Source organism: Azospirillum sp. Marseille-Q6669, assembly GCF_965111635.1.
On record NZ_CBCOOP010000004.1, the window covers coordinates 702,618 to 719,008 of the forward strand.

At 70.0% G+C, this 16,391-nt stretch carries 15 protein-coding genes; 5 read left to right on the forward strand and 10 right to left on the reverse strand.

All coding sequences use genetic code 11. The annotated features are described in order from the left end of the window. Nucleotides 1-6: 6 nt before the first annotated feature. Entirely contained in the window at nt 7-1,314 is a 1,308-nt protein-coding gene (gene xylA / locus ACWPXE_RS24560; RefSeq protein WP_454019927.1) for a xylose isomerase, read from the forward strand. A gap of 27 nt (nt 1,315-1,341) precedes the next feature. Continuing rightward, the gene (gene xylB / locus ACWPXE_RS24565; RefSeq protein WP_454019928.1) at nt 1,342-2,829 is read left to right on the forward strand and encodes a xylulokinase; all 1,488 of its coding nucleotides are present in this window, start codon (nt 1,342-1,344) and stop codon (nt 2,827-2,829) included. A gap of 58 nt (nt 2,830-2,887) precedes the next feature. Here the strand turns inward: xylB and ACWPXE_RS24570 are convergent, their stop codons facing one another. From ACWPXE_RS24570 to ACWPXE_RS24585, 4 genes are all read right to left on the reverse strand, one after another. After that, nucleotides 2,888-3,778 (reverse strand): LysR family transcriptional regulator, encoded by an 891-nt coding sequence (locus ACWPXE_RS24570; protein ID WP_237906879.1) that lies wholly within the window; start codon nt 3,776-3,778, stop codon nt 2,888-2,890. Nucleotides 3,779-3,890: 112 nt separating this feature from the next. Further along, nucleotides 3,891-4,355 carry a nuclear transport factor 2 family protein gene (locus tag ACWPXE_RS24575; protein ID WP_454019929.1) on the reverse strand — a complete coding sequence of 155 codons (465 nt, stop codon included), beginning with the start codon at nt 4,353-4,355 and terminating at the stop codon, nt 3,891-3,893. A 52-nt stretch (nt 4,356-4,407) separates the two neighbouring features. Continuing rightward, entirely contained in the window at nt 4,408-6,486 is a 2,079-nt protein-coding gene (locus tag ACWPXE_RS24580) for a 2Fe-2S iron-sulfur cluster-binding protein (protein WP_454019930.1), read from the reverse strand. A 72-nt stretch (nt 6,487-6,558) separates the two neighbouring features. Further along, nucleotides 6,559-7,173, reverse strand: coding sequence for a glutathione S-transferase family protein (locus ACWPXE_RS24585; protein ID WP_454019931.1), 615 nt, complete (start codon nt 7,171-7,173; stop codon nt 6,559-6,561). A gap of 304 nt (nt 7,174-7,477) precedes the next feature. Between ACWPXE_RS24585 and ACWPXE_RS24590 the strand changes: the two genes are divergently transcribed. The 3 genes from ACWPXE_RS24590 to ACWPXE_RS24600 all read left to right on the forward strand — a co-directional run bounded on the left by ACWPXE_RS24590 (nt 7,478) and on the right by ACWPXE_RS24600 (nt 10,628). After that, nucleotides 7,478-8,161 (forward strand): GntR family transcriptional regulator, encoded by a 684-nt coding sequence (locus tag ACWPXE_RS24590; RefSeq protein WP_454019932.1) that lies wholly within the window; start codon nt 7,478-7,480, stop codon nt 8,159-8,161. 94 nt (nt 8,162-8,255) lie between these two features. After that, nucleotides 8,256-9,305 (forward strand): phosphotransferase, encoded by a 1,050-nt coding sequence (locus ACWPXE_RS24595; RefSeq protein ID WP_454019933.1) that lies wholly within the window; start codon nt 8,256-8,258, stop codon nt 9,303-9,305. A 6-nt stretch (nt 9,306-9,311) separates the two neighbouring features. Then, entirely contained in the window at nt 9,312-10,628 is a 1,317-nt protein-coding gene (locus ACWPXE_RS24600) for an aspartate aminotransferase family protein (protein WP_454019934.1), read from the forward strand. 12 nt (nt 10,629-10,640) lie between these two features. Here the strand turns inward: ACWPXE_RS24600 and ACWPXE_RS24605 are convergent, their stop codons facing one another. The 6 genes from ACWPXE_RS24605 to ACWPXE_RS24630 form a co-directional block, all read right to left on the reverse strand. After that, nucleotides 10,641-11,387, reverse strand: a complete 747-nt coding sequence (locus ACWPXE_RS24605) for an MBL fold metallo-hydrolase (RefSeq protein ID WP_454019935.1) — start codon at nt 11,385-11,387, stop codon at nt 10,641-10,643. A gap of 5 nt (nt 11,388-11,392) precedes the next feature. After that, the gene (locus ACWPXE_RS24610; RefSeq protein ID WP_454019936.1) at nt 11,393-12,199 is read right to left on the reverse strand and encodes an ABC transporter permease; all 807 of its coding nucleotides are present in this window, start codon (nt 12,197-12,199) and stop codon (nt 11,393-11,395) included. Further along, the gene (locus ACWPXE_RS24615; protein WP_454019937.1) at nt 12,199-13,119 is read right to left on the reverse strand and encodes an ABC transporter permease; all 921 of its coding nucleotides are present in this window, start codon (nt 13,117-13,119) and stop codon (nt 12,199-12,201) included. The genes ACWPXE_RS24610 and ACWPXE_RS24615 overlap by 1 nt, the downstream gene beginning before the upstream one ends. Continuing rightward, nucleotides 13,109-14,263 carry an extracellular solute-binding protein gene (locus tag ACWPXE_RS24620; protein ID WP_454019938.1) on the reverse strand — a complete coding sequence of 385 codons (1,155 nt, stop codon included), beginning with the start codon at nt 14,261-14,263 and terminating at the stop codon, nt 13,109-13,111. The genes ACWPXE_RS24615 and ACWPXE_RS24620 overlap by 11 nt, the downstream gene beginning before the upstream one ends. Before the next feature lie 40 nt (nt 14,264-14,303). Beyond that, a complete protein-coding gene (locus ACWPXE_RS24625; RefSeq protein ID WP_454019939.1) occupies nt 14,304-15,422 on the reverse strand; it encodes an ABC transporter ATP-binding protein in 1,119 nt (372 codons plus the stop codon). Nucleotides 15,423-15,747: 325 nt separating this feature from the next. Further along, nucleotides 15,748-16,368 carry a pentapeptide repeat-containing protein gene (locus ACWPXE_RS24630; protein ID WP_454019940.1) on the reverse strand — a complete coding sequence of 207 codons (621 nt, stop codon included), beginning with the start codon at nt 16,366-16,368 and terminating at the stop codon, nt 15,748-15,750. Nucleotides 16,369-16,391 lie beyond the last annotated feature (23 nt).

The following is a 16,391-nucleotide window of genomic DNA, read 5'->3' on the forward strand; positions in this document are numbered from 1 at the left end:
TTTGCCATGACCGAAGCCTATTTCACCGGCGTCGAGCGCATCCGCTACGATGGGCCGGACAGCGACACCCCGCTCGCCTACCGCTGGTACGACCCCGACCGCATGGTCCTGGGCAAGCGCATGGCCGATCACCTACGCGTCGCTGTCTGCTATTGGCACAGCTTCTGCTGGCCCGGCTCCGACCCCTTCGGCGGCGGCACGCTGGACCGCCCTTGGATGGGCAGCGGCGATCCGGTGGCACTGGCCGAGGCGAAGATGGACGTGGCGTTCGAGCTGTTCGAAAAGCTCGGCGTGCCCTTCTTCACCTTCCACGACCGCGACGTGGCGCCCGAGATGGGATCGCTGCGGGAGACCCAGGCGACCTTCGCCCGCCTGACCGAGCGGCTGCAGGGCTGCATCGAGCGCAGCGGCGTCAAACTGCTGTGGGGCACCGCCAACCTGTTCTCGCACCCCCGCTACATGGCCGGCGCGGCCACCAATCCCGACCCCGAGGTCTTCGCCTGCGCGGCGGCCCAGGTGCGCGACGCGCTGGAGGCGACGCACCGGCTGGGCGGCGTCAATTACGTGCTGTGGGGCGGGCGCGAGGGCTACGACACGCTGCTCAACACCGACATGGCGCGCGAGCTGGACCAGCTCGGCCGCTTCCTGACGAAGGTGGTCGAGCACAAGCACAAGATCGGCTTCACCGGCACCATCCTGATCGAGCCCAAGCCCATGGAGCCGACCAAGCACCAGTACGACCACGACGTGGCGACGGTCTATGGCTTCCTGAAGCGCTACGGGCTGGAGACGGAGATCGCCGTCAACATCGAGGTCAACCACGCCACGCTGGCCGGCCACAGCTTCGAGCATGAAGTGGCGACGGCGCTGGCGCTGGGCGTCTTCGGCTCCATCGACATGAACCGGGGCGACCCGCAGAACGGTTGGGACACCGACCAGTTCCCCAACGACCATGTGGAACTGGCGCTGCCCATGGCGCGCATCCTGGAGGCGGGAGGCCTCACCACCGGCGGCTTCAACTTCGACGCCAAGATCCGGCGCCAGAGCGTCGCGCCGGACGACCTCCTGCATGCCCATGTCGGCGGCATCGACACGCTGGCCCGCGCGCTGCTGGCCGGGGCGCGGCTCGTCGAGGACGGCCGGCTGCGAGACTTGCGCGCGGAGCGCTACGCGGGCTGGAGCGGCGATCTCGGCCAAAAGCTGCTCGGCGGGCTGGATCTGGCCGGCGCGGCGGACGCCGGCCTCGGCCTCGACCCCCGGCCGCGCTCGGGCCGGCAGGAGATGCTGGAGAATTTGGTGAACCGCATCGTCTGAGGCCGCCGGCTGATTGGGAGAGGGTCCATGTATCTCGGCATCGACCTGGGAACGTCCGGCGTCAAGGCGGTGCTGTTCGACGCGGCGCAACGCCTCGTCGGCCAGTCCACCGCGCCGCTGGAGGTCAGCCGCCCGCACCCGCTGTGGTCGGAGCAGGACCCGGAAGACTGGTGGGCCGCCACCGGACGCGCCGTTGCCGGCCTGCGCGCCGCCCATCCCGACGCGATGGCGGCGGTGCGGGGGATCGGGCTGTCGGGGCAGATGCACGGGGCGACTTTGCTCGACCGGCAGGACCGCGTGCTGCGCCCGGCCATCCTGTGGAACGACGGGCGCAGCGGTGCGGAATGCGCGGAGCTGGAGCGCCGCGCCCCCAACCTGCGCGCCATCGCCGGCAACCGCGCCATGCCCGGCTTCACCGCGCCCAAGCTGCTGTGGGTCGCGGCGCACGAGCCGGAGTTGTTCAAGGCGGTCGCCAAGGTGCTGCTGCCCAAGGACTGGCTGCGCCTGCGCATGACCGGCGACCACGCCTCCGACCTGTCGGACTCCGCCGGCACGCTGTGGCTGGACGTCGGCCGGCGCGCGTGGTCGGACGACTTGCTGGCCGCCACGGGGCTCGGCGAGGCGCACATGCCGAGGCTGTACGAAGGGCTTCAGCCCACCGGCACATTGAGGGCGGAGGTCGCCGCCGACTGGGGCGTTCCCCCTGGAACCGTGGTGGCGGCCGGGGCCGGGGACAACGCCGCCGGCGCCGTGGGGGTCGGGGTGGTGGCGCCGGGCAGCGCCTTCCTGTCGCTGGGCACCTCGGGCGTGCTGTTCGTCAGCGGCGACCGCTTCGCGCCCAACCCCGAGCGCGGGGTGCACGCCTTCTGCCACGCCCTGCCCGGCCGCTGGCACCAGATGTCGGTGATGCTGAGCGCGGCGAGCTGCCTGTCCTTCGCCGCCCGTCTGACCGGCGTCGCGGACGAGGCGGCGCTGCTGCGCGAGGCCGAATCACACGGCGGCGACCCTGGCGGCGACCCCGGCGCGCTGGTCTTCCTGCCCTACCTGTCGGGGGAGCGCACGCCGCACAACGATCCGCACGCCAAGGGCGTCTTCTTCGGCCTGACCCACGACACCGAACGCGGGGCGCTCGCCCGCGCGGTGCTGGAGGGCGTGGCCTTCGCCTTCGCCGACGGGCTGGACGCCCTGGAGGAGGCCGGCGGGCGCGTCGAGCGCTTCCTGGTGATCGGCGGCGGCGCCCGCAGCGCCCTGTGGGGCCGCATCCTGGCCAGCGCGCTCGGCCGGCCGCTCGACTACCCGGCGGGGGGAGAGGTCGGCCCAGCCTTCGGGGCGGCCCGTCTGGCGCGCCTCGCGGTGACGGGCGAGGAGCCGGAATCCGTGTGCCAGCCCTTGGAGATCCGCCAGACCGTGGAACCCGATCCGGCCCTGGCCACCGCCCTGGGACCGCGCCGCCGCCTGTTCCGCCGGCTCTACGGCGATCTGAAAGCGGCCTTCCACGAGGCCGACGGGGCGTGACCCACGCACATGCGGGTGTCTTCCCGCCGATTTTCAAAGGGCGAGCCTTCTCCGGGGCTTAATTGAGGAAGCGGTTTTCGCGCAGGCGGGCCACGGCGAGGTCCACGAAGGCCCTTACCTTGGCCGGCGCGTGGCGCCCCTCGGGATGGAGGACATGGATGGGCAGGGGCGGCTCCTCATGGTCGGCGAGCACGATCCGAAGCTCGCCGGCGAGGAGCGCCGGGCCGATCTGGTAATGAAGAACCCGGGTGAGGCCCCAGCCCGCCTTGGCGGTCGCGATCACCGCCTCGTTGGTGTTGCATTGCAGAACCGGGTCGATGGTCACCCGCTGGTCCCGGGCGAACCGCCACTCCGGCGATGCCCAGGCGCCGGTCGATACGGCGATGCGATGGTGCTTGAGGTCGACCGGTGTTCTTGGGACGCCGTGGCGCTGGAAATAGGCCGGGGCGCCGCAGACCACGCGCCGGACCATGCCGACCCGGATTGCCGTGAAGCCGGAATCCGGCAGGTGGCCGATGCGCACGGCGACATCGATGCCTTCCTCCACGATGTTCACCGGGCGGTCGACGAAGAAGGTCTGCGCGCGCATGCCGGGGTAGCGATCCAGATACTCGGTCACGATCGGCAGCACATGCATCGGCCCGAACAGAGCGGAGGCGGTGACCGCGAGCGTCCCGGTCGGTGTGGCGTAGACGCCGCCCGCGGCGGCCTCCGCCTCCGTGATGTCCGACAGGATGCGGCGGCAATCCTCGAGGTAGCGCGCGCCGGCTTCGGTCACCTTGACCGAGCGGGTGGTGCGCACGAACAGGCGGGCGCCGATGAGATCCTCAAGGGCCGCCACGGCGCGCGTCACCGCGGGCGCGCTCAGATGCAGGTGGCGGGCGGTTTCGGCAAAGCTCTCCGTTTCCGCGACCTTCACGAAGATCCGCATCGCCTGCAACCGGTCCATGCGTGCCCCCGTTTCGCCGTGTCCCCGTCACAGTCTGTGGCCGAAGAGGCTCCGGATAGCAACCTCCGCCTGCGCCGCCGGGTCAGAAGCCGCCTCTTTAGAAGCCGCCGGGTCAGAAGCCGAAATGACTGAGGCCCGGATGGTCGTCCGGACGGCGGCCCAGCGGCCAGCGGAACTTGCGGTCGGCTTCGGCGATGGGGTGCTCGTTGATGCTGGCGTGGCGGACACGCATCAGCCCATCCTCAGCGAACTCCCAATTCTCGTTGCCGTAGGCGCGGAACCACTGGCCGCTGTCGTCGTGGTATTCGTAGGCGTAGCGCACGGCGATGCGATTGCCGCCGAACGCCCACAGCTCCTTGATCAGCCGGTAGTCCAGCTCGCGGTTCCACTTGCGGGTCAGGAATGCCTCAACCTCGGCGCAGCCGTTGGCGAACTCCGCGCGGTTCCGCCAGCGCGTGTCGGTGGTGTAGGCCAGCGCGACCTTGGCGGGATCGCGGCTGTTCCAGCCGTCTTCCGCCAGACGGACCTTCTCGATGGCGGTTTCCTGGGTGAAGGGAGGCAGGGGAGGACGGGACATGGCGAACTCCTTTGGTTTGCGGGGGAAAGGACGGGCAGCGGGTAGCGATTGGTCAGAGCGCGAGTTGCAGGCGGTCGTCCGCGCCCGTCTCCGCTTCGGCGGGGACGGCGCAGCACAGCAGCACCTCGTCCGTGGCGACCGCCGCGCTCGGCTCCTTGAGGTAGGTCACCGCACCCTTGAGCAACTTGGTGCGGCAGGTCCCGCAGGTGCCTTCGCGGCAACTGAAGGCGGGATCGAGGCCGCGCGCTTCGGCCAGTTCGAGCAGCGTGCCGGAGCCGGGTGTCCAGCGCGCCTCCTTGAGCGCGTTCATGAAGGCGACCGGAACCGGCTTGGTCGCGGGCGGCCGGCGCGCCGGTGCGGCGGCGGTTTCCATGGTCTGACCCGTCCGCTTCAGGGACGACGGCCCGAACGCTTCGGTGTGAATCCGGCTGTCAGCGATGTTGAGGCCGCGCAGGCCGTCGTAGAGCGCCTGGGTGAAGGCGGGCGGCCCGCAGACGTAGAAGTCGTAATCGTTGAAGCCGAGGATGCGTGTCAGCAGCGTCATGTCGATGCGGCCCACGGCGTCGTAATCAACGCCCGGTGCGGCCTCACCGGGATCGCTGAGGACGCGGACAAGCCGGACGGCGCCGTTCGCCGCCGTGACAAGGTCGGCGATTTCCCGGTCGAACGGACGCTCCGCTTTGGAGCGCGCGGCGTGGACCAGGATCGTCGGGCGGATGCGTTGCGTGCGCAGCCCCTCATAGACCACGTGTCGCAGCATGGCGAGCAGCGGCGTGATACCGACCCCGCCGGCCAGCAGCACCGCCGGCCGTGCCGCGCGGGCGTCGATGGTGAAGCCGCCCGCCGGCCCGCGCGCCTCGATGACGTCGCCGACCCGGACATGGTCGTGCAGATGCCGCGACACCAGGCCTTCGCGCTTGACGCTGATGCGGTAGATCCCGTCCGACGGGGCGACGGACAACGTGTAGGTCCGGACGACCGGTTTGTCGGCGCCCGCCGGGGTGACGCGGATGGGCAGATGCTGGCCGGCCAGATGCGGCGGCAGCCCCGCGCCGTCGGTCGGCCGCAGATGAAAGGAGCGGATGGTGGCGCTTTCCTCCACGATGTCCGTCACCGTCATCGGCCGCCAGCGCGTCGCCGTTTCCTCCGCGCGCAGCCGGTCGGCGGCTTGGCCCCAGTCGCCCGTCATCAGGGAGCTGGGTGACCAGCCGTCCGCCCGCAGCGTCCAGCGCAGGGCCAGGGCGCCGCGCCGGCGGATGACCTTGCGCGGCTGGAAGGTCCACAGCCGCTCGGCGCCCTGGAAGGCGGCGATCTCCGGCGAGTCCAGGATCACCGCGGCGTCGCCGGTCATCTGCAACAGGTCGCCGCTGGCGAAATCGACGAAGAGCAGCCCCGCCTTCCCGTTGAGCAGGATGTTGCCGAGCGTGGCGAAGAACAGGTTGCCGTCAAAGTCGGGAATGGTGAGCGTGCCGTCCCCGGCCACGCGGACGAAGCCGGCCTTGCCGCCACGATGCGACACGTCGACTTGGCGATGGTCGCCGCGGTTGGCGTAGGAGGCGACGAAGAAGGCGTCCGCCGCTTCGATCGCCGCCCGCGCCGCCGGGTCGAGGGCCGTCAGCTCCTCGATGGCACCGGCGAAGGGCTGGGCGGGGTCGCGGGTCAGCGTGGCGTCGCGCAGCTGGATGTAGCGGGGGCAGTTGCCGAAACTCTGGTCGACCGCGACGCGGAAGCCCTCGGGCGTCGTCGTGGCGACGCCGTTCATGCGGTTGCGCCGCCGTGTGTTCATCTCGATGCCGAGGAGGCCGACCGGCGCGCCGTCGGTCATGCCGGCCGCCGCGGGATCGCCGGCGCTTGGGCGCGCGGCGATGTCGAGGGCGGTCGGCGACGGTGAGGACAGGAAGCCGGGCCGCCCTTCGAGGATGCCGGCCCACGCGTCTCCATCAGGGTCGGCGCTGCCGATCACGATGAAGGGGAGCTGGGCGTAGAAGTCGCGGTGCTGGTCGGGCATGAAGTCGCGGATGACCCGCTGTCCCACCATCGCCATCCGTTCGGCGACGTCGGCGCCAACTTTCTTCTGCAGGAACGTCTCGCCCTCGTGCCAGATCGGCAGCGTCTTCGCGGTCTCGCCCATATTCCGTCTCCTCGGTACCCGTCTCCTCATTGAAAGAAGCGGGCGCGCCGGATCGCGCGCCCAGGCGGCGCGTCAGGCGGCAGTGAGTCCGGCCGGCGTCTGGGCGAAGGGGACGAAGCCCGGCAGCGCCTCGACCCGGCGGAGGAAGGCGTTGACGGCCGGATAGCCCGACAGATCGACGTTGCCCTCCGGGGCGCGGGCGACATAGCTGTAGATGGCGACGTCGGCGATCGTCGGCTGGACGCCGACCAGCCAGTCGCGGCCGGACAGGTGGCTGTCGAGCCGCTTCAGCAGGGTGTGGGCGCGGCCGATGACCTCGTCGGGGTTGAAGCCCGCACCGAACACCGTGACCAGCCGCGCCGCCGCCGGGCCATAGGCGACCTCGCCAGCCGCGACCGACAGCCAGCGCTGGACGGCCGCCGCGGTCCGCGCGTCCTCGGGCAGCCAGTCGCTGCGGCCGGCCTTCTTCGCCAGATAGACCAGGATGGCGTTCGAGTCCGACACGACCACATCGTCGTCCTCCAGCACCGGCACTTGGCCGAACGGATTCAGCGCCAGGAATTCGGGGGTCTTGTGCGCACCCGCCTTCAGGTCGACCTCGACCAGCCCGTGCGGCAGTCCGAGCAGGGAGACGAACAGGCGGGCGCGGTGCGCATGACCCGACAGCGGGTGATGATAGAGCTTCATGGCTGACTCCTGCGATGCTGGCCGGGACCATCCCGATCCGCACACAGAGAGTGCGCCCGTCAGCCGATCATCGGAATGACCCGGTTTGACAGTTCATCATTACAGCCAGCGCAATAATGCCGGTTGGGGTGGGGTGTTTGGGGTGAGTGCGTTAGACGTTACCTCTCCCCAGAGGGGAGAGGGCTACAAAGGCCAATTGCAACAGTTCCGCATGATCGCTCAGACCGGCTTGACCTTCGGTCGCTTCCACGGCATTATGATGCATCATACATCGGATGGTCGGCAACGACGGGAAGGGCGGAGGATGAGCGGGTTCGATCTGACCCTTCTCGAACACGACAATCTTGGCGGCACGATTTACCAGAAATTGTGCGAGGCCCTGATGAAGGGCGCCTTCAAGCCGAACGACCGCCTCAAGATCCGCGATCTGGCCGACCGGCTGGGGACGAGCGTCACGCCGGTGCGCGACGCCATCCTGCGGCTGGTGCAGGATCAGGCCCTGGTGCTGCGCTCGCCGCGCGACATCCGCGTCCCGATGCTGACACGGGCCACCTACCTGGAGATCCGCGACATCCGCGTCAATCTGGAAGGGCTGGCCGCCGCGCGGGCTGCCGAACAGGCCACGCCCGCGCAGATCGCGGCTTTGGACGCCCTGCTCAAGCGCAACGAGGAGGCGATGGCCGCCGGCAACACCGCGCGGGCCACCGAACTCAACCAGATCTTCCATTTCACGGTGTCGGAGATCGCGGACATGCCGGTGCTCGGCGACATTCTGCGGCGGCTCTGGCTGCAGATGGGGCCGTTGATCGCCGACGTCTACGGCGGCGCCGGGCGCACGATGATCGATCATCACTACCCGCTGATGGACGCCATCCGCGGCCACGACGGTCCCGCCGCCGCCAGCGCCATTCAGGCCGACATCCTGCTGGCCAGCGGCCCGATCCTGGAGAGGATCGACGGCGTGCATCCCGAGGCGCTCGCCGTCTGATTCCCCGCCGATGCCATCCGCTTCCTCAGCCGATCCACCCGCAATTATGATGCATCAAACATTGACCGCTTCGAACCATGAGGAGACACCGGCGATGACACCGGCCCCGACCCAGGGTGACGTTTTGACCACCGCCGCGCCGGCAATCTCCACGGAGGAGGCCGGCGCCATCCTGCAACGGTGGTTCGGCGTGGCCGGCACCGTCCGCGAACTGAGCAGCGAGCGCGACCGCAACTTCCACATATCCACGCCAGACGGGCAGGGCTATGTGCTGAAGTTCACCAACCCGGCGGAGCCGCAACCCGTCACCGGCTTCCAGACCGGGGCCATGCAGCATGTGGCCGACCGCGACCCGACCTTGCCGGTGCCGCGGGTCGTGCCGACGCTGGACGGGGAGGCCCAGGCGATCGTCCACATCGACGGCAGCGCCATGGTGCTGCGGCTGCTGACCTATCTCGAAGGAACGCCGCTCCACGCCGCGCCGCCCTCGCCGGGTCTGATGCGGGCGTTGGGAACGACGCTGGCCCGGCTGGATCGGGCGCTGGCCGATTACGAGCATCCCGGCTCGGAGCGCGACCTGCTGTGGGACATCACCCGCACCGCCAGCGTCGCCGACCGGCTGCACTATGTGGCGGACGACCGGCGCCGTGGGATGGTCGAGCGCTTCGTCGCCCGCTTCACCGACGAGATCGCCCCCCGGCTGCCCACCCTGCGCCATCAGGTGATCCACAACGACCTCAACCCCCACAACGCGGTGGTCGATCTGGTCGGGCATGAGACGGTCACCGGGATCATCGATTTCGGCGACGCGCTGCGGGCGCCGCTGGTCAACGATCTGGCGACGGCGCTCGCCTACCACGTCACCAGCGGCGAGACTCCCTTCGGCTCCGTGGTCGAGATGACCCGCGCCTACAACGCCGTGCTGCCGCTGACGGCGGACGAGGTGGACCTGCTGCCCGATCTGGTGGCGGGCCGCCTCGCCCTGACCGTCGGCATCACCGGCTGGCGAGCGGCCGAGTACCCCGCCAACGCCGCCTACATCCTGCGCAACGCCGAACGTGCCTTCGCCGGCCTGGACCGGCTGACCGGCGACGAGGCCGCCACCGCACGCCGCCTGCTCCATCTCGCCTGCCAGAAAGTGTGAACCGCCATGACCATGATCAACGCCTACGCGCCCGACTCCGCCGGGACCCTGCCGGAGCGCGAGCGCGCCCTGATCGCCCGTCGCGAGAAGCTGCTCGGCCCGGCCTACCGGCTGTTCTACGCCGACCCGATCCATGTCGTGCGCGGGGAGGGCTCGTCCCTCTATGACGCCGAAGGCAACCGCTATCTGGACGCCTACAACAACGTCGCCTCGGTCGGGCATTCGCGGCCGGAGGTGGTGGAGGCGATGGCCAAGCAGGCGGCCGTGCTGAACACCCACACGCGCTACCTGACCGACGGCATCCTCGACTTCGCCGAAGCCTTCCTGGCGGAGTTTCCGGCGGCGCTGTCGCATCTGATGCTGACCTGCACCGGCAGCGAGGCCAACGATCTGGCCCTGCGCGTCGCCTGCGTCCACACCGGCGGCACCGGCGTCGTCATCGCGCACAACGCCTACCACGGCGTGACCTCGGCGCTGGCCGAGATGTCGCCCTCGCTGGGCGCCGCGGTGAAGCTGGGCGACCATGTCCGCGTGGTGCCGGCGCCCGACGGCTATCGCATGCCGGAGGCCGAGGTCGGCGCCGCCTTCGCGCGCTCCGTCGAGGAGGCCATCGCCGACCTGCGGGAGAAGGGGATCGCCCCGGCGGCGCTGCTGGTCGACACCATCTTCTCCAGCAGCGGCGTCTTCACCGACCCGGCCGGCTTCCTAGCCCCGGCGGTCGAGGCGATGCGCAAGGCCGGCGGTATCTTCATCGCCGACGAGGTGCAGCCCGGCTTCGGGCGGCTCGGCACGCACATGTGGGGCTTCGCGCGTCATGGGCTGGTGCCCGACATCGTGACAGTCGGCAAGCCGATGGGCAACGGCCACCCGGTGGCCGGCGCGGTGTTCCGGCCGGAGGTGATCGAGGCGTTCGGCAAGAGCCAGCGCTATTTCAACACCTTCGGCGGCAACCCGGTGTCCTGCGCGGTGGCCCTGGCGGTGCTGCGCGTGATCAAGGCGGACCGCCTGCAGGAGAACGCCCTGACCGTCGGCACGCAGATGATCGACGGCCTGCGCGCACTCGCCGCCAAGCACGAGCTGATCGGCGACGTGCGCGGAAGCGGGCTGTTCATCGGCGTCGAGATGGTGCGCGACCGCAAGCTCAAGACCCCGGCGTCGGAGGAGACGGCCCGCGTCGTGAACGGGATGCGCCAGCGCCGGGTGCTGATCAGCGCGACCGGCCAGGAGGGGCACATCCTGAAGATCCGCCCGCCGCTGGTCTTCTCATCCGAGGACGCGAAGCTGTTCCTCGCCACGCTCGATGAGGTGCTGGCGGCGCTGTAAAGGCGCCGTCCCTCAGCCGAGCCGTATCCGTTCGCCGGGGAGGGCCAGCCCCATCCGGTCATCGCCCGCACAGCTTGCGGCCAGCGCCTCGCGCTGGTCGCGGCGCACGTGGTAGAGGCGCACCGCGCCGATTCCCAGGCGCTCCGGCAGGCCGGCCAGCGCCTCATGGGCGGCGTGGAAGGGCTGGGTGGGGTCGGCCTGCACGGTGAAGCATTCTTGGAACAGCAGGTCGGCGCCCCGGTAGAGGTCTTCGGCCTCCTGTGTCGGGCGGCCGTCGCCGGAATAGGCGAAGCTCCGCCCGCCGGCCTCCAGCCGGATCGCGTGGTTGGGGACAGCGTGAAGGGTCGGCGCGCTGCGCAGGACGAAGGGGCCGATCCGCCCCGCCGTCCCCTCGCCCGGCGTCTCGCGCCAGATCAGGGGGAACTGCCGCGACCGCTGCGGATCGATGCCGCCGGCCTCGAACAGGCTGGTGAGCTGGTGACGGCCCTCGGCGGTGGTCACGATCTCCAGCGGCTTGCGGCGCCCGTCGTCGGTCCAGCGGATCAGCACCGGCACCAGACCGAAGCAATGGTCGGGGTGGTGATGCGTGAAATAGATCGCGTCCACCGCGTCCGGTTCGGGCAGCGTCCGCCACAGCGAGGGCGGCACCGAATGGCCGCAGTCGATCAGCAGGCGGAAGCCCTCCGCCGTCACGGCGACGGAGGAATTGCAGAAGTCGGGGTCGCCGGCCTCGCCGACACCCAGCACGAAAATGTCCATGGGGTTCAATGTCCAACCTTGGCCAGCACGTCGGCTTTGAGGAAGCGCTCGATCACCAGCATGAACCCGACCGAGGGGACCAGCAGGATCAGCGCCGTGATCGCGGCGATCTGGTAGTTGCCGCCCATGCCCGCGTTGAACATGAGGAGCGGCAGGGTGGTGACGTCGGGCACGCCGACGAAATAGGTCCCGGTGAACTCGTCCAGCGATTCCAGGAACACGAAGATCGAGGAGGCCAGCACGCCGGGTGCGGCCAGCGGCAGCGTCACGTCGCGGAAGGTCCGAAGGGGCGAGGCGCCCATGTCGCGCGCCGCCTCCTCCAGCGAGCGGTCCACCGCGGAGAAGGCGGCCGCGGTGATCCACACCGAGAAGACCAGCCCGTGCACGGTGTGCACCAGGACCACCCCGGCGATGGTGCCGTTCAGCCCGACCGCATAGAAGATGCGCGCCACGTTGATGTAGACGGCGACGCTGGGGAAGGCCTGCGGCAGCAGGAAAGCCAGCAGGATCGCCCCCCGCCAGGGCAGGCGCAGCCGGGCCAGCGCGTAGCCCGCCGGGACCGACACCGCCAGACAGGCGGCCACCGTGAACAGCGCGATGGTGACGCTGGTCGCCAGCGACGCCATGGCGTTGGAGCGCGGGGCGAAGACCCGCTCCCAGAAGGAGAAGCCGTATTGCAGGGGCAGGGCGTGCGGGAAATACCATTTCTCCGCCACCGCCCAAAGGCCGAGGTTGGTCAGCGGTCCGAACACCGCGAAGGCGAGCAGCCCGAGCAGGAGGCCGCGGGGAAGCCAGCCGAAAGAACGCAGCATCACCGCCCGCCTCCCTGGCGCACGCCGTGGCGCAGGTAGATCCAGCCGACCAAGCCGGCCATGGCGTAGGAGACGAAGCCCAGCGCGTTCGCCACGCCGTAATCGCCGTGGGCGTTGATGCGGTAGGCCATGTCGACGGTGATCATGGTCGGGCTGTTGGGGTTGATCATCATGGGAACGGACATCACCGACAGCATGGTCACGAAGCTGAGGATGAGCCCGACGACCAGCGTCGGACGGACCTGCGGAACGACGATCTCGGCGAGGATGCGCAGCCGCCCGGCGCCGAGGTCGCGCGCCGCCTCGATGGTCGAGCGGTCGAGCGAGGCCATGGCGCCCGCCACCATCAGCGCCACGAAGGGCGTCTGCTTCCACACGAAGGTAACGACGACCCCGCGCCAGTCGAGCAGGCTCGCCGCCTGCAACGGCTCGATGATCCCGGCGCCGACCAGCGCGTTGTTCATCAGCCCGTTCTTGGCGAGGAAGGAGCGCATCATCTGGCTCGCCACGATGAAGGGGATGAACAGCGGCCAGCGGTAGAGCCAGCGCAGCAGCGTCACCGCCACCCGATTGCCGCCCAGCGTCAGATAGCCGCCGATGGCGATGGCGAGCAGCGCGACGAGCAGCGACGACAGAAGGACGATGGCGAGCGTGAACAGGATGTCCATCCGGTACAGCTCGAACGCCTTGGCGAAATTCGCCAGGGTCCAGGCGCCGGTCCGGTCCTGAAAGGCGCTGACCGCCGAATAGCCTAGGGGATAGAGGAAGAACAGCGCCACCATCGCCAGGGCGGGCGCCACGAGGATCAGGCCCCAGGCGGCGCCTCCGCCGAAGATGGCGCTGAGCGGGGTGCTGGCGCCGGACCGCCCTCCGCCGTCGCGGGGAGCGGCCTCGGACCGGAGGACGGCGTCAGTTGGCAACGGTCCGCTCATACGCTTCCATGATGTCGGAGAAGTAGCCGGTCAGCGGGAAGGGCTTGCCCTTGGCGGCCAGTTCGTCCGGCTTCACGTCGGTGAACAGGCGGGCCCAGGTCTGCTCGTCCAGCTTGGCCTGGACATGCTGGGCGTCGATGCCGGGGTACCAGTTGAAGCGCTTCACGATGCCCTCGGCCTGCACCTCGGGGCTGGTCGCCATCTCGATGAACTTGCGGGCGGCCTCCGGGTTGGCGGCCTTGGCCGGCACCGCGTAGTACATGGGCTGGCCGGGCATGCCGGGGCCGATGAGCTGGAGCTTCAGGTTCGGGCCGAGCCGCCCGTCCGCCTGCCACGTGTAGAACATGTCCACCCACACCGGACCCATGGCGATCTCGCCGCGGTTCAGCATGTCGAGCGTGCCGGCGTTGCCCGGCGTCAGCGTGACGTTGCGGTTGAAGTCCTTCAGGCCCGACAGCGCCTTCTCGATGGCCGGCTTCAGGCCGGCGTCGTAGGCGCCCTGTTCCAGCCGGGCCGCGTCGTCCATGTGGGCCGAGACCCAGCCGGTGACGAAGCCGACGCCGGACATGCCGCCCTTGATGCCGTTGTAGCCGAAGGCCTTGGGGTTAGCCTTCACCCACTCCGCCAGCTCGGCGTAGGTCCTGGGCGGGGTCTTCAGCAGGTCGGGGTTGTAGGCCAGCGCGATCTGGCTGTGGAACATCGGCAGCACATAACCGGCGACGTCGGCGCCCAGCGCGTTGCGCGCGGTGTCGCGGGTGGCGAGCTTGGCCGTCGCCGTCTGGTCGGCGTAGCGGCTCAGCAGCTTCTCGACGGCCATCTGGCCGGCCATCTTCTGGTGGAGGACGGCGACGTCGATGTCCCAGGCGGCGGTGCCGGCCTTGTCCTGGGCGCTCAGCTTCTCGTAGATCTTCTGCGAACCGGCGTCGCCGGGGCCGGTGCCCGCGGCGCGCACGGTGACGCCGGGATTCTGCTTCTCGAACTTCGGCCCGAGATAGTCGTTCACGTAATCGACCATGTTCTGGTCGCCGGCTGTGACGACGTTCAGGACCGTGTCGGCCTTCAGCGGCGCGGCCATCAGGCCGGCGGCGAGCGCCAGACCGGCGGCGCCCGCAAACAGGGTGTTCAGCTTCATCGGATGGACCTCTTTCCCGGATTTGCAGAAGCCGTCGGCGTCAGGCCGCGTCCCGGAGGGGATAGCAGTGCAGGGCCGAAGGCGGGATGACGATGCCGACGGCGTCGCCGACCGCGCGGCGCTCCCCGTCATCGACAAGGAACGCCGTTCCGCCGACCGCCACGCCGTAGCGCCAGCGGCCGCCGGGGTAGGCGGTCTGGGTGATGCGCCCGCGCAGGACCAGCGCGCCCTCGGGCGTCTCGCCGGACGCGGCCAGCCGGGCCGCCTCGCTGCGGAAATGGGCGGTGATGGGGCCACCAGCGTCAGCGGCAAGGTCGGTGTCGGCGGCGAGATGCAGGCCGCCGTCGCCGACCTCCTGCCCCACCGGCAGGTGGGCGGCGTCGTGGTCCGCCCCGGCGGCGATGGACAGCGTTCCGCCGTCCCGCTCCGCCCGCAAGGCCACGACGTTGTCGGCACCCATGAAGCTGGCGACGAAGGGACTGGCGGGGCGGTGGTAGACCTCTTCCGGCGACCCGGCCTGGGCGATGGAGCCCGCGTTCATGATGACGATCCGGTCGGCCATCACCATGGCCTCCTCCCGGTCGTGGGTGACGTGCAGGGCGGTGATGCCGAGCCGCTGCTGGAGCGCGCGGATCTCGTGGCGCAGTTCCAACCGGATGCGGGCGTCGAGGTTGGACAGCGGCTCGTCGAGAAGAAGGATGTCGGGGCTGATCGCCAGCGCGCGGCCCAGCGCCACGCGCTGGCGCTGCCCGCCGGACAGTTGGGTGACGTTGCGCCCGGCCATCCCGTCGAGCTTGAGGAGGCGCAGCATCTCCGCCACCCGCTCCTCGATCCGCGGGCGCGGTGTGCGGCGCAGCTTCAGGCCGTAGCCGATGTTCTGCGCCGCCGTCATGTGCGGCCAGAGCGCATAGGACTGGAACACCATCGCGGTGTCCCGCCGTTCCGGCGGGGTGGCGGTCACGTCGCGCCCGGCGATGGCGATCCGCCCGCCGGTCACCGGCACGAAGCCCGACACGGCGCGCAACAGGGTCGTCTTGCCGCAGCCGGAGGAGCCGAGCAGGGCCACGAACTCGCCGCGGGCGACCTGCAGGCTGACCCCGTTCAGCACCTGGGTGCCGCCATAGGCGACGGTCAAAGTCTCGATGGTCAGGTCGGCCATGTCACCGGGTTTCCCTCATCCCCACCGGCTTTGCATGCGTATGCAAAGCCGCAACGCCACCCGTGTAGGCGCGTTGCGTGAAGCGGGAATGATGGAATCGTGACAGTTTGATAAAAGCCGCCGCTCAAAAGCGAATGTCTGTTCGCTTTTGAATCACATCGCCTCACTCGCCGGCTCTCAGCGGATGCCAGTGGCATCCGCCTGCCGCCAGCGGGAACTCTGCTCCCGCGAGAGGCGGGCTTCGGCCACATGTGCGGCCGGAACCGCCGTCGCGGTTCAAAGCGGATTGCCATCCGCTTTGGTGAAATCGGCGGCGGCTTTGCCGTCACCAGTCGGTGGGGCAGGAGCGGCAGTCGGTCATCAGCGCGTCCTGGAAGATGGCGAAGCGGATCTTCGCGCCTTCCAGGTTGGCCTGCGACAGGTTGGTCAGGGACAGCTTGGCCTCCTGGAGGTTGGCGCCCTCCAGGTTGGCGCTGGTGAGGTCGGCCTTGTCGGCGCGCAGCGCCTCCAGATTGGCGGCGGTCAGGTCGGCCTGCCGCAGGTCGGCGCCGTTGGCGCGGGCGAACTCCAGGTTGGCGCCGCGCAGGCGGGCGCCGGACAGGCGCGTGCCCTGAAGGAAAGCGGTGCGCAGATCGGCGCCGTCGAGGATGGCCCCGCTGAGGTCGGCCCCGCGCAGATCGGCGTGGCGCAGGTCGGCGCGCATCAGGTTGGCGCCACGCAGGTCGGCGCCGGCCAGCGACAGGCTGCGCAGGTTGCGGTGGCGCAGGTCGATGCCTGGGCAGACCGCCTTGGCCGTCAGGACACAGCCGGCGACCTCGGTGACGCGCTCCTCCTCGCCACCGCCGAGGCTGGCGGTTTCGACCTCGGCCGCCAGCGGAGCGGTGAGCGGGCCGGACAGGGACAGCAGGGCGCACAGGGCGAAGGCGGGCCGGAAGAAGCGGTTCATGGGGGAGAACTCCCGTCGCTGCG

Bases quoted from the DNA above. Each gene is read 5' to 3' on its own strand.
- xylA (WP_454019927.1), top strand. From the start codon at position 7: ATGACCGAAGCCTATTTCACCGGCGTCGAGCGCATCCGCTACGATGGG.
- xylB (WP_454019928.1), top strand. From the start codon at position 1,342: ATGTATCTCGGCATCGACCTGGGAACGTCCGGCGTCAAGGCGGTGCTG.
- ACWPXE_RS24570 (WP_237906879.1), bottom strand. From the start codon at position 3,778: ATGGACCGGTTGCAGGCGATGCGGATCTTCGTGAAGGTCGCGGAAACG.
- ACWPXE_RS24575 (WP_454019929.1), bottom strand. From the start codon at position 4,355: ATGTCCCGTCCTCCCCTGCCTCCCTTCACCCAGGAAACCGCCATCGAG.
- ACWPXE_RS24580 (WP_454019930.1), bottom strand. From the start codon at position 6,486: ATGGGCGAGACCGCGAAGACGCTGCCGATCTGGCACGAGGGCGAGACG.
- ACWPXE_RS24585 (WP_454019931.1), bottom strand. From the start codon at position 7,173: ATGAAGCTCTATCATCACCCGCTGTCGGGTCATGCGCACCGCGCCCGC.
- ACWPXE_RS24590 (WP_454019932.1), top strand. From the start codon at position 7,478: ATGAGCGGGTTCGATCTGACCCTTCTCGAACACGACAATCTTGGCGGC.
- ACWPXE_RS24595 (WP_454019933.1), top strand. From the start codon at position 8,256: ATGACACCGGCCCCGACCCAGGGTGACGTTTTGACCACCGCCGCGCCG.
- ACWPXE_RS24600 (WP_454019934.1), top strand. From the start codon at position 9,312: ATGACCATGATCAACGCCTACGCGCCCGACTCCGCCGGGACCCTGCCG.
- ACWPXE_RS24605 (WP_454019935.1), bottom strand. From the start codon at position 11,387: ATGGACATTTTCGTGCTGGGTGTCGGCGAGGCCGGCGACCCCGACTTC.
- ACWPXE_RS24610 (WP_454019936.1), bottom strand. From the start codon at position 12,199: ATGCTGCGTTCTTTCGGCTGGCTTCCCCGCGGCCTCCTGCTCGGGCTG.
- ACWPXE_RS24620 (WP_454019938.1), bottom strand. From the start codon at position 14,263: ATGAAGCTGAACACCCTGTTTGCGGGCGCCGCCGGTCTGGCGCTCGCC.
- ACWPXE_RS24625 (WP_454019939.1), bottom strand. From the start codon at position 15,422: ATGGCCGACCTGACCATCGAGACTTTGACCGTCGCCTATGGCGGCACC.
- ACWPXE_RS24630 (WP_454019940.1), bottom strand. From the start codon at position 16,368: ATGAACCGCTTCTTCCGGCCCGCCTTCGCCCTGTGCGCCCTGCTGTCC.